Origin of the sequence: Aeromicrobium sp. CnD17-E, assembly GCF_024124745.1 — a bacterium.
Lineage (GTDB): Bacteria > Actinomycetota > Actinomycetes > Propionibacteriales > Nocardioidaceae > Aeromicrobium.
The window spans coordinates 1-12,196 of record NZ_JAMXRU010000095.1; the positions used below are offsets into that span (position 1 = coordinate 1).

Here is a 12,196-nt window from a genome sequence, read left to right on the forward strand (position 1 = left end):
CGCGAGACGGGCACCGGTGCGCTCGGCCAGGCGGACCGCGGCGCTGAACGCACCGGGCGACGACGCGAGCCGCTCGCCCAGCAGCACGACGGAGCGGGGGTCGAGACCCAGGTCGGCCGAGCCGTCGCCGTCCTGGATCGCGTCGACGGTCGAGGCCTCCTCGCCAGGACGGGCGGCCAGCAGCTCGCCACCGCACTTGGCGAGGCCGCGCGTGGTGTGCGAGCCGACCGCCACGACGCGCACCCCGTGCCGCGAGCCCTTGCGCAGCCTCAGGAACAGCGTGCCGGCCTCGTCCTCGGGCTCCAGGCCGACGAGCAGCACGGTCGACGCCGACTCGAGGTCGCGCGTGGCGACGTCCTGGCGGGTGGCCACACGAGCGGCGAGGAACGCCGACTCCTCCGCCGAGTGCGGACGTGCGCGGAAGTCGATGTCGTTGGTGCGCAGCGCGACCCGGGCGAACACGCTGTAGGCGTAGGCGTCCTCGGCGGTGAGGCGTCCGCCGGGCAGCACGCCCACCGTGCCCGCGGCCTCGCGCAGCCCTGCCGCGGCTGCGGCGAGGGCGCCGGGCCACGACGTCGGCACGAGCCCACCGGTGTCGGGGTCACGCACCAGCGGCGTGCGCAGCCGGTCGTCCTGGCGGCTCCACGTGAACGCGAACCGGTCCTTGTCGGTGACCCACTCCTCGTTCACCTCGGGGTCGTCGCCGGCGAGGCGCCGCATGACGACACCCCGGCGGTGGTCGACGCGGATCGCGGCACCGCAGGCGTCGTGCTCGGCGACGCTCGGCGTCGAGACGAGGTCGAAGGGCCGCGAGCGGAACCGGTAGTCGGCGCTGGTGAGCGCACCCACGGGGCAGATCTGGATCGTGTTGCCCGAGAAGTAGGAGTGGAACGGCTGCGCGCCGCCCCCCTCACCGTCAGCACCGGCACGGTCGCCGAACGCCTCGGCGTCGACGGACGGCCCGATCCCGACCTGCTGGCGTGCGCCGCGCTCGACGAGCGCGATGAACGGGTCGCCGGCGACCTGCTCGGAGAACCGCGTGCAGCGTGCGCAGAGCACGCAGCGCTCGCGGTCGAGCAGCACCTGCTCGGAGACGGCCAGCGGCTTGGGGAACGTCCGCTTGGTCTCCGCGAAGCGGCTCTCCCCCCGCCCGTGGCTCATCGCCTGGTTCTGCAGCGGGCACTCCCCGCCCTTGTCGCACACGGGGCAGTCGAGCGGGTGGTTGACGAGCAGGAGCTCCATCGTGCCGTGCTGCGCCTTCTCGGCCACCGGCGACGTCACCTGCGTCCGGACGACCATGCCGGGCGCCACCTCGAGCGTGCAGGAGGCCTGCGGCTTCGGGAAGCCACGCCCGTTGCCCGCGTCGGGCACCTCGACGAGGCACTGCCGGCACGCGCCGACCGGCTCGAGCAGCGGGTGGTCGCAGAACCGTGGGATCTCGGTGCCCACCAGCTCGGCGGCGCGGATGACGAGCGTGCCCTTCGGGACGCTCACCTCGACGTCGTCGATGGTCAGGGTGACGAGATCGACCGGGGCCTGGGTCTCGCGGGACGCCTCGACGGTCATGCGCTCACCTCCGCGGCGAAGAGCGTGGACGCGGCGGGCGGGAACAGCTCCGCCGACGGGGTGTGCATCCCCGCCTCGAACTCGTCGCGGAAGTGCCGGACGGCCGATGTGATCGGGCTGGTCGCGCCGTCGCCGAGGGCGCAGAACGACCGGCCGAGGATGTTGTCGCAGAGGTCGAGCAGCAGCGCGACGTCGCCCTCACGACCCTGGCCCGCGTCGAGGCGCTGCAGCACCTGGACCAGCCACCAGGTGCCCTCGCGGCACGGCGTGCACTTGCCGCAGGACTCGTGCTTGTAGAACTCCGTCCAGCGCAGCACGCACCGCACGACCGACGTCGTCTGGTCGAAGACCTGCAGCGCCTTGGTGCCGAGCATCGAGCCGGCGGCGCCGACACCCTCGTAGTCGAGCGGGACGTCGAGGTGCTCGGCCGTCAGGATCGGCGTCGAGGAGCCGCCCGGCGTCCAGAACTTCAGCTCGGCCCCGTCGCGGAGCCCGCCCCCGAGGTCGAGCAGCTCGCGCAGGGTGATGCCGAGCGGGGCCTCGTACTGGCCGGGGCGTCGCACGTGGCCCGACAGCGAGTAGAGCGTGAAGCCCTTGGACTTCTCCGTGCCCATCGAGGCGAACCAGTCGACGCCGCCGCGGACGATGGCCGGCACCGACGCGATCGACTCGACGTTGTTGATCACCGTGGGGCTGGCGTAGAGACCCTCGACGGCGGGGAACGGCGGCCGCAGCCGCGGCTGCCCGCGCCGACCCTCGAGCGAGTCGAGCAGCGCCGTCTCCTCGCCGCAGATGTAGGCGCCGGCGCCGGCGTGGATGACGAGGTCGACGCGCCGGCCGGAGCCCATCACGTCGGCCCCCAGGTAGCCGGCCTCGTACGCCTCGCGGCACGCGGCCCGCAGACGTCGCACGACGTGCAGCACCTCGCCGCGCACGTAGACGAACGCCTGCTCCGAGCCGATGGCGAGGCTCGCGATGACGACGCCCTCGATCAGCTCGTGCGGGTTGGCCATCATGAGCGGGATGTCCTTGCAGGTGCCCGGCTCGGACTCGTCGGCGTTGACCACCAAGTACTTGGGGTGGGGGTTGTCCTGCGGGATGAAGCTCCACTTCATGCCGGTGGGGAACCCGGCGCCGCCGCGACCACGCAGCCCGGCGTCCTTGACGAGCGTGACGATCTCGTCGGGCGCCATGTCGAGGGCCGTGCGCAGCGCGCTGTAGCCGTCGCGCGCCTCGTAGGCCTCGCGCGTCCACGAGCGCTCGTCGGCCCAGCCCCGGCTCAGCACCGGCGTCAGCGTGTCAGTCATCGGACTCCCCGCCCTCCTTCGAACCTCCGCCGCGGACGTCGGCAGGCGACTCCTCGGCGACGGTCTCGTCCTCGGCCCGACGCGTGTCGGCCTCCGCCTCCGCCGTGTCCTTCGACCGCGCGACCTCGTCGGGCTCCTTCTCCGCCCACGGCCCGGAACCCCCGCCGGGGCCGTGGTCCCGCGTCCCGGCGTCGGCCACCGTGGGGACCGGGGGTGCCGACCAGCCGCGCTCCTGGGCGATCCGCAGGCCCGCGAGCGAGGCGTCGCCCGCCGACGGGCCCTCGTCGGCACGGCCGTCCTCGAAGCCGGCCAGCACGCGCTCGGCGTCGCGCCAGCTGGTGATGGTGGCCCCACGGGAGGCCTGCACCGGCTCACCCGCACGCAGCCGGTCGACGAGGTCGACGGCCGACTCCGGCGTCTGGTGGTCCATGAACTCCCAGTTGACCGTCAGCACCGGCGCGTAGTCGCAGGCGGCGTTGCACTCGATGCGCTCGAGGGTGACCTGGCCGTCGGCGGTCGTCTCGTCGTTGCCGACGTCGAGGTGGTTGCTCAGCCGCTCGAAGATCGCGTCGCCGCCCATCACCGCGCACAGGGTGTTGGTGCAGACGCCGACGTGGTGCGTGCCCATCGTGCGCCGCTTGTACATCGTGTAGAAGGTGGCCACGCCGGACACCTCCGCCGTGGTCAGACCGAGGAGCTGCGCGCAGGTCTCGACGCCCTCGCTCGTGACGCTGCCCTGCACCGACTGGACGAGGTGCAGCATCGGCAGCAGCGCCGACCGCGCCTGCGGGTAGCGGCCCATCAGCTCGCGCAGCTCCGCGATCGTCGCCTCGTCGAGCGGCGGCGTGACGCCCTGGCTCATCGGTCCACCCCGCCCATGACGGGGTCGATGCTGGCGATGGCGACGATGACGTCGGACAACATGCCGCCCTCGCTCATGATCGACGTGCCCTGCAGGTTGACGAAGCTCGGGTCGCGGAAGTGCACCCGGTAGGGGCGGGTGCCGCCGTCGGAGACGGCGTGGCAGCCGATCTCGCCGCGCGGGGCCTCGATCGCGGCGTAGGCCTGGCCCGGTGGGACCCGGAAGCCCTCCGTGACGAGCTTGAAGTGGTGGATGAGCGCCTCCATCGACTCGCCCATGATGTGGCGGATGTGCTCGGCGGAGTTGCCCTGCCCGTCGCTGCCGACGCTGAGCCGGGCCGGCCACGCGATCTTCGGGTCGTCGACCATGACGGGCGCGCCGGCGGTGTCCTCGAGCCGGTCGATCGCCTGCTCGACGATGCGCAGCGACTGCCACATCTCCTCCAGCCGCACGCGGAACCGGCCGTAGGCGTCGGGCTCGTCCCAGGTGACGACGTCGAAGTCGTAGGTGTCGTAGCCCCAGTACGGCTGCGTGCGTCGCAGGTCCCAGTCGTAGCCGGTGGCCCGCAGCACGGGTCCGGTGAGGCCGAGGGCGAGGCAGCCGTCGAGCTCGAGGTGCCCGACGCCCTTGAGCCGGCCCTTGAAGATCGGGTTCGCGTTGCAGAGCGCGGCGTACTCCGGGAGCCGCTTGCGCAGCAGGGCGACGGTGTCGCGCAGCTGCTCGACGACGCCGTCGGGCAGGTCCTGCGCGACGCCGCCGGGTCGCAGGTAGGCGTGGTTCATGCGCAGCCCCGAGATCGCCTCGAAGAGGTCGAGGATGAGCTCGCGGTCGCGGAAGCCGCAGGTCATGACCGTGAGGGCACCGAGCTCCATGCCGCCGGTCGCGATGCAGACGAGGTGCGAGCTGATCCGGTTGAGCTCGAGCATCAGCACCCGGATGGTCCGGGCCCGCTCGGGCACGTCGTCCTCGACGCCCAGCAGCCGCTCCACGGCGGCGACGTAGGCGGCCTCGTTGCTGAACGGCGCCACGTAGTCCATGCGGGTGCAGAACGTCACGCCCTGCGTCCAGGTGCGGTACTCCATGTTCTTCTCGATGCCGGTGTGCAGGTAGCCGATCCCGGGTCGGGCGTCCTTCACCGTCTCGCCGTCGATCTCGAGGATGAGTCGCAGCACGCCGTGCGTCGACGGGTGCTGGGGCCCCATGTTGACGACGATCCGGTCGCCGTCGACGGCGGACGCGTCGACGGTGTCCCAGTCCTGACCGGTGACGGTGAAGACCGGTCCCGCGGTGGTCTCGCTCGTGCCGGCGTAGGCGTCGTGGGTGGTGTCGGTCATCGCGTCCTCCCGAGCGCTGAGCCGTTGCCGAGTGGTCTCGATACTCGTGCCTCGCCACGGGGACTACTCGACCAGCGAAGGATCCCGCTGGTCGAGTAGTCCGAGCGGCGACGAAGGAGCGCGGTCGGACGTATCGAGACCACTCCGCACCGACGCTGGAAGCCACTCACGAGTAGCTCCTGCGCTGGTCGGGGCTCGGGACCGTGCCGCCCTTGTACTCGACCGGGATGCCGCCGAGGCCCCCGCGAGCGGAGCGAGCGGCATGACAGAGCGTCCGGACTGTCCCCTCGGCGGCCCTCACGAGTAGCTCCTGCGCTGGTCGGGGCTCGGGACCGTGCCGCCCTTGTACTCCACGGGGATGCCGCCGAGGCCCCCGCGAGCGGAGCGAGCGGCATGACAGAGCGTCCGGACTGTCCCCTCGGCGGCCCTCACGAGTAGCTCCTGCGCTGGTCGGGGCTCGGGACCGTGCCGCCCTTGTACTCCACGGGGATGCCGCCGAGGGGATAGTCCTTGCGCTGGGGGTGGCCCTGCCAGTCGTCGGGCATGAGGATGCGGGTGAGGGCGGGGTGGCCGTCGAAGACGATGCCGAACATGTCGTAGGCCTCCCGCTCCTGCCAGTCGGCGGTGGGGTAGACGGCGACGACGCTCGGCACGTGCGGGTCGGCGTCGGGGCACGTGGTCTCGACGCGGATGCGGCGCCGGTGCGTCATGGAGAGCAGGTGGAGCACCACGTGCAGCTCGCGGCCGGTCTCGTGCGGGAAGTGCACGGCGGAGAGGCTGCTGCACAGCTCGTAGCGCAGCGCCGCGTCGTCGCGCAGGTGCCGGACGACGTCGAGCAGCGTCTCGCGGCGGACGACGAAGGTGATCTCGCCGCGGTCGACCACGACGCGCTCGACGGCGTCGGTGCCGTCGGAGAGCGCGACGAGTCGGTCGTGCACGTCGTCGAACCAGCCGGGTCCGTCGCCGGGGCCGAAGGGCGGCTGGGAGGCGGGTGGCATCGCGACGGGGCGGGTGATGCCGCCGTAGCCGCTCGTGTCGCCGGTGCCGTGGACGCCGAACATGCCCTGGCGCACGTCGACGACCTCGAAGGTGTCGGTGCCGGCGGGGACGACGGGTGCGTTGCCGTCGGGGACGGGGTCGTGCGAGCGGTCCTGCGTGGTGGTGTGGTCGTCGACGGTGCGGGTCTTGTCGTCGGCCATCAGCGCATCAGGCCCTTCATGGCCGACGTCGGCGCGGCGTCGAGGGCGGCGGCCTCGTCGGCACGGATCTCCTCGAGACGGTGCGCGCCGAGCTTGGTGTGCTGGATCTTGTCGTGCAGCTTGAGGATGGCGTCGATGAGCATCTCGGGGCGGGGCGGGCAGCCGGGGAGGTACATGTCGACGGGGACGACGTGGTCGACGCCCTGCACGATCGCGTAGTTGTTGAACATGCCGCCGGAGCTGGCGCAGACGCCCATGGCGAGCACGTACTTGGGCTCGGCCATCTGGTCGTAGATCTGGCGCAGGACGGGCGCCATCTTGTTGCTCACGCGGCCGGCGACGATCATCAGGTCGGCCTGGCGGGGGCTGGGACGGAAGACCTCCATGCCGAACCGGGAGGAGTCGAACCGGGGGGCGCCGAACGTCATCATCTCGATGGCGCAGCAGGCGAGCCCGAACGTGGCGGGCCAGAACGACGCCTTGCGCATGTAGCCGGCGAGGCCCTCGACCGTCGAGAGCAGGACGCCGCTGGGCAGCTTCTCCTCGAGACCCATCAGGTCCACTCCATTCCACCGCGACGCCACTCGTAGGCGTAGGCGATCGTGACGTTGACGAGGAAGAGCAGGATCGCGAAGACGGCGAACCAGCTCATCTGGTCGAAGGCGACGGCGAAGGGGTAGAGGAAGACGATCTCGATGTCGAAGACGATGAACATCATCGCGGTGAAGAAGTACTTGACGCTGACCTTGCCGCCGCCGTCGGGGAGCGGGCTGGGCTCGATGCCGGACTCGTAGCGGTCGAGCTTGGCGCGGTTGTACCGCTTCGGTCCGGTGAGCGGCGCGATCGCGATGCTGAACACGGCGAAGCCGGCCGCGAGGGCACCCAGGACGAGGACGGGTGTGTACTCGTTCACCGTCACCTCCAGCATGTGTGGACGTTGGGTCTTCCCGAGGTCGTGACCTTGTGAACTACTTCACAACGTGACCTGCGCCTCACTCTACGCCCGCCGAGGGGCGTGTGTAACTGAGGTCACACTAAGTCGGGGTGCCGCGTCCGGTGGGATGGTGTCGACGCAGGTCAGACGTGGTGCGGCTCGCCCGTGACGACGTGGTCGGCGTGTCCGAGAGCCTCGAGGAGGAGGCGACGCAGGTGCCCGCCGACGAGGGTGTACCGCACCCGGCGGCCCTCGCGGTGCGCCTCGACGAGCCCGGCGAGACGCAGCTTCGCGAGGTGCTGGCTGACCGACGTCCGGCTCGCGCCGACCGTGTCGGCGAGGGTGGTGACGTCGGCGTCCTGGCGGGCCAGCACCCACAGGAGGTGGAGTCGGGTGCGGTCGGACAGCAGGCCGAACACCTCCGACGCCTCGGCCAGCCGCTCGGCCGTGGGCTCGACGTCGTGACGCAGGCTGGGCGCAGGCTCGATCGCCCGTCCGCCCCTGCCGCCGTCGCTCACGTCGTCATTGTGGCGCAGCCGGGGTCGCGCAGGGGTCGGCGCGCCGGTCGCGCCCCTCGTCAGGGCCGCCACCCGTGCGCGTTTGCGTGGGGCCCCACGCAAACGCGCACTCAGGCCGCATGCTTGCGGTGGGCGGAGCCTGTCTGCGTGGGGCCCCACGCAAACAGGCGGGAGTGGGCGTGATGGGGGCGCAGCGCGCCGACGAGGGCGACGGCGGCCAGGCCGCCCAGGGCGGCGAGGGCCAGCCGGGGCGACGCCTGCACGGCCACGATCCCGGCGAGCGGGTACGTGAGCAGGTAGCAGGCGTGCGACCAGGCGAAGTGCCCGGCGAACAGGAGCGTGAGCCGTCGACCCTCTCCCTGCGCCCGCAGCACCTGGCCCGACGGCGTGAGGACGAGCGACGACCCCAGGCCGAGGACGGCCCACGTGGCGACGAGCCCCGCACCCCCGCCACCGACCGTCGCGGCGACGAGCAGCGCCAGGGTCACCACGCCCGCGCCCCAGCACATCGGCGCCCACGGCTCCCCCGTCCAGCGCGAGACGAGCACCGCACCGACCACCGAGCCGGCTCCGAACACGGCGAGCACGACGCCGACCTCGGGCTCGCCCCAGCCGACGTCGGCCACCAGGGTCGCCGTGAGGACGAGCGCCGACGCGTAGGCGCAGGCCGCGACGAGGTCGAGCAGGAGCAGCCGGCGCAGGTCGGGCACCCGCACGAACGCCACGAACCCGCCGCTGCGCTCCTCCCGCTCCCCCGCGGGGGCGGCCGCGGCGGGCGGTCGTGCGGCCAGCACCCAGGCGAGCGAGCCGACGAACCCGACGGCGGACAGCAGGAACAGCGAGCGGGCGTCGACCAGCACGAGCGCCAGCGCCGCGACCGCGGGACTCACCACCGCCTCGGCGTCGTACGCGACCCGCGACAGCGACAGCGCCTGCCGGTAGTCACCCTCCTCGGGCAGCACCCGGGGGAGGAGGGCCTGGTAGGCGGGCGTGAACCCGGCGGACGCCGCCTGCAGCACCAGGACGAGCACGTAGACCTGCCAGGTGGCGTCCACGAGCGGCAGCGACGCGGCGACCGCGACGCGCACGACGTCGGCGCCGACGAGCACGCGCACCGGCGCCCAGCCGGCGGTCAGCCGCGCGATCCAGGGCGACAGCACGACGTAGGCGACGATCTTGACCGTCATCGCCGTCGCCAGCACCCCGGCCGCCCGCGGTCCCGCCAGGTCGGCGGCGAGCAGGGCCAGCGCGACGGTCAGCACACCCGTGCCGAGCAGCCCGCTCAGCTGGGCGGCGAAGAGTCGGGCGTAGCGCGGGTGGTGGCGCAGCGTCGTCAGCACAGTTCATTGTGTGCACATCCGCGCACATGTGCAAGTGACGTGGTGCGGGTGTGCGGGTCGGTCCCGATCGTGCTGCTGTGCTGGCCGCGGGCCGTCTCGACCCCCGGTGCGCTACCTGTGGTGGTCGTGATCTTGCTGGCGCGCTGCCGCAGGTGATCTGAGCGTGCTACGTCACTGCCGCGGCTGTCGGCCGGTCATGGCCTCCGAAAGGGCCTCGACCGGGCGGCTGGGAACGGCGTCGCTCGGGTTCTCGGGGTGCGCCTTAGGTGGGCGGTAGGTAGCGCGCGTATCCCCACGCGCAGAGGTAGGTGACGTGCGGATAGCGGCCCCGTATCCGCGCGTCACCTACCGCCCATCCCGCAGGAAGCGCGCGCCACCTACCTCCCACACACCAGGCCCCGCCACAGCCCGAAACCTCAGCCGGGCATCGCGCCATCCGCCCGGTCGAGGCCTCTCGGAGGTCACCCGGCGCGAGCCGAGGCAGCGCACCGGCGACCGAAGACTCCCTGCGGCAGCGCACCAGCCGGTCGTGACCACCCGCAGGCAGCGCACGGGAGAGGCGAGACTCAGGGGCGGAAGGAGTGGTGCAGCGCGACGATGCCGCCGGAGAGGTTGTGCCACTCCACACGGCCCCACCCCGCCTCGACCATGCGCAGGGCGAGGCCCTTCTGGTCGGGCCAGGCGCGGATCGACTCCGCGAGGTAGACGTACGACTCGGGGTTCGACGACGTGCGGCGCGCGATCGACGGCAGCGCACGCATCAGGTAGTTCGAGTAGACCGCCGCGAACGGCTCCCAGGTGGGCGTCGAGAACTCGCACACGACGATCCGACCGCCCGGTCGGGTCACGCGTCGCAGCTCGCGCAGACCCTGCAGCGGGTCGTGGATGTTGCGCAGGCCGAAGGAGATCGTCACCGCGTCGAAGGACGCGTCGGCGAACGGCAGGCGCATGCCGTCGCCGGCGACGAACGGCAGGTGCGCGAACCGGCGGCGACCCTCCTGCAGCATGCCGAGGGAGAAGTCGCAGGGCACGACCGTGGCGCCCGCCTCGCGGAACGGCTCGCTGGACGTCCCGGTGCCGGCGGCGAGGTCGAGGATGCGCTCGCCCGGCTTCGGGGCGACGAGGTCGACGACCTTGCGACGCCACCGTCGGTCCTGGCCGAGGGACAGCACGTCGTTCGTCACGTCGTAGCGCTGGGCGACGGTGTCGAACATGCGCGCGACGTCGCGGGGCTCCTTGTCCAGTCCGGCTCGGCTCACCCCGCAAGCGTCCCACGAGTAGGCTCGATCGGGTGACGAGCCCTCCCCCCGTGGCCGCTGCGGCGAGCCCCCTGCCGTCGCCGCTCGTCGCCCGCACCGTCGAGGTCGACGACCCCGGGCCGCTGCTCGCGCTGCTGCGCCGCGACTCCGACGCGGTCGCCTGGGTGCACCACGGCGACGGGCTCGTGGGCTGGGGCCGCGCGGCGTCGCTGTCCGTCGACGGACCCGACCGGTTCGACCGCGCGCACCGCTGGTGGCGCGAGGTCACGCGGCACAGCGTCACGCGCGACGAGGTGCACGTGCCTGGCAGCGGGCTCGTGGCGTTCGGCAGCTTCGCGTTCGCCGACGACGGCCGCGGCAGCAGCCTCGTCGTGCCCGAGGTGGTCGTCGGTCGCCGCGACGGGCGCAGCTGGGTCACGGTCGTGGGCACGTCGATCTCCTCCCCGCCGTCCCTCACGCCCGCCGACCCGCCGCAGCACCCGTGCGGCGTGGAGCTCGTCGACGGATCGGTCGACAGCGACGCCTGGCAGGACGTGGTGGCCGAGGCCGTGCGCCGCATCTCCGCCGGGCAGCTCGACAAGGTCGTGCTCGCCCGCGACCTCGTCGCCGAGCTCGACGCGCCGCTCGACGTCCGCTCCCCGCTGCGCCGGCTGGCCCGCGACTACCCCGGCTGCTGGACGTTCCACGTCGACGGCTTCTTCGGCTCCACGCCGGAGATGCTGGTACGTCTCGAGCGCGGGCTGGTGACGTCGCGCGTCCTGGCCGGCACGATCCGCCGCACGGGCGACGACACGCGCGACCTCGCACTCGCCGCGTCGCTGGCCCGCTCGAGCAAGGACCTCGAGGAGCACGAGTACGCCGTCCGGTCGGTCGCCGAGGCGCTGGCCCCGCACTGCTCGAGCACCAACGTGCCCGACGCGCCGTTCGTGCTGCACCTGCCGAACGTGATGCACCTGGCCACCGACGTGACGGCCGTGCTGCGCGGCGACGCGAGCGCGCTGAACCTCGTGGCCGCACTGCACCCGTCGGCCGCGGTCGGCGGCACCCCGACCGACGCCGCCGTCGCGCTCATCGCCGAGATCGAGGGTCTCGACCGCGGACGCTACGCGGGACCGGTCGGCTGGATCGGGGCCGAGGGCGACGGCGAGTGGGGCATCGGCCTGCGGTCGGCGCAGCTGGAGGACGACGGTCGCCGCGTGCGTCTGTTCGCGGGCTGCGGCATCGTCGCCGACTCGGTGCCGGCCGACGAGCTGGCCGAGAGCCAGGCCAAGCTCGTCCCCGTCCGCGACGCCCTGGCCTGAGGCTCAGAGCAGCCCGTCGCGACGCGCCACCGCCGCCGCCTCCGTGCGCGACGACGCGCCGAGCTTGGCGAGGATGTGGGAGACGTGGACCGAGGCGGTCTTGGTGCTGATGAACAGGCGTGCCGCGACCTCGCCGTTGGTCCGCCCCTCGGCCACGAGTGACAGCACCTCGCGCTCGCGCGGCGTGAGCGCGACGGCCTGCGCCTCGGCACGGACGTCGGGCCGCAACGGCACCAGCGCCGCCGCCTCGTCGAGCAGGGGCTGCGCCCCGAGCCGGCGCGCCGTGGCGGTCGCATCCTCCACGAGCGACACCGCGTCCTGGCGCCTCCCCGACGTCAGCAGCACCTGCGCGAGCCGGACCTGGGAGCGAGCCCGCTCGTAGACCTCGCCGTACGCGCCGAAGCCCTCGACCGCGCGCCGCCAGAGGTCCTCGAGCGACTCGCGGTCGGCGTCGACACCGGCCAGCCACCGCAGGCGCAGCCGCTCGGCCTGCAGACGCACCAGCCACGTCCTGCCCTCCGGGCCCAGCTGCGGCGCCAGGGCGGCCGCCTCCTGGGCCGCGGCCAGGGCGGCGTC

General features: G+C 72.9%; 12 protein-coding genes. 1 reads left to right on the top strand and 11 read right to left on the bottom strand.

Features of this window, described 5'->3' with window-relative positions:
• The 10 genes from NH339_RS14650 to NH339_RS14695 form a co-directional block, all read right to left on the bottom strand.
• Positions 1-1,566 (bottom strand): NADH-quinone oxidoreductase subunit G (locus NH339_RS14650; RefSeq protein WP_253026638.1); only part of this gene is annotated, 1,566 nt, incomplete at its 3' end.
• Positions 1,563-2,873 carry an NADH-quinone oxidoreductase subunit NuoF gene (gene nuoF / locus NH339_RS14655; RefSeq protein ID WP_253026640.1) on the bottom strand — a complete coding sequence of 437 codons (1,311 nt, stop codon included), beginning with the start codon at positions 2,871-2,873 and terminating at the stop codon, positions 1,563-1,565. The genes nuoF and NH339_RS14650, both read right to left, overlap by 4 nt.
• Complete coding sequence (gene nuoE, locus NH339_RS14660) at positions 2,866-3,735, bottom strand: NADH-quinone oxidoreductase subunit NuoE (protein ID WP_253026642.1); 870 nt, start codon at positions 3,733-3,735, stop codon at positions 2,866-2,868. The genes nuoF and nuoE overlap by 8 nt, the downstream gene beginning before the upstream one ends.
• Positions 3,732-5,069, bottom strand: coding sequence for an NADH-quinone oxidoreductase subunit D (locus tag NH339_RS14665; RefSeq protein WP_253026644.1), 1,338 nt, complete (start codon positions 5,067-5,069; stop codon positions 3,732-3,734). Before NH339_RS14665 ends, nuoE begins: the two co-directional genes overlap by 4 nt.
• A gap of 428 nt (positions 5,070-5,497) precedes the next feature.
• Positions 5,498-6,268 carry an NADH-quinone oxidoreductase subunit C gene (locus tag NH339_RS14670; protein WP_256475575.1) on the bottom strand — a complete coding sequence of 257 codons (771 nt, stop codon included), beginning with the start codon at positions 6,266-6,268 and terminating at the stop codon, positions 5,498-5,500.
• Positions 6,268-6,822: an NADH-quinone oxidoreductase subunit B family protein gene (locus NH339_RS14675; protein ID WP_253026646.1), complete on the bottom strand. Its 555-nt coding sequence runs from the start codon at positions 6,820-6,822 to the stop codon at positions 6,268-6,270. The genes NH339_RS14670 and NH339_RS14675 overlap by 1 nt, the downstream gene beginning before the upstream one ends.
• Positions 6,822-7,181, bottom strand: coding sequence for an NADH-quinone oxidoreductase subunit A (locus NH339_RS14680; protein ID WP_067861288.1), 360 nt, complete (start codon positions 7,179-7,181; stop codon positions 6,822-6,824). Before NH339_RS14680 ends, NH339_RS14675 begins: the two co-directional genes overlap by 1 nt.
• Positions 7,182-7,345: 164 nt before the next feature.
• A complete protein-coding gene (locus tag NH339_RS14685; RefSeq protein ID WP_253026648.1) occupies positions 7,346-7,720 on the bottom strand; it encodes a helix-turn-helix transcriptional regulator in 375 nt (124 codons plus the stop codon).
• A gap of 110 nt (positions 7,721-7,830) precedes the next feature.
• The gene (locus tag NH339_RS14690) at positions 7,831-9,060 is read right to left on the bottom strand and encodes an MFS transporter (RefSeq protein WP_253026650.1); all 1,230 of its coding nucleotides are present in this window, start codon (positions 9,058-9,060) and stop codon (positions 7,831-7,833) included.
• 566 nt (positions 9,061-9,626) lie between these two features.
• Complete coding sequence (locus tag NH339_RS14695) at positions 9,627-10,319, bottom strand: demethylmenaquinone methyltransferase (RefSeq protein ID WP_067854595.1); 693 nt, start codon at positions 10,317-10,319, stop codon at positions 9,627-9,629.
• Positions 10,320-10,351: 32 nt separating this feature from the next.
• On the opposite strand from NH339_RS14695, the gene NH339_RS14700 reads away from it, so the two are divergent.
• On the top strand, positions 10,352-11,620 hold the full coding sequence (locus NH339_RS14700) for an isochorismate synthase MenF (RefSeq protein ID WP_253026652.1): 1,269 nt from the start codon (positions 10,352-10,354) through the stop codon (positions 11,618-11,620).
• Between the two features lie 3 nt (positions 11,621-11,623).
• On the opposite strand, the gene NH339_RS14705 is transcribed toward NH339_RS14700, so the two are convergent.
• Positions 11,624-12,196 (bottom strand): response regulator transcription factor (locus tag NH339_RS14705; RefSeq protein ID WP_253026654.1); only part of this gene is annotated, 573 nt, incomplete at its 5' end.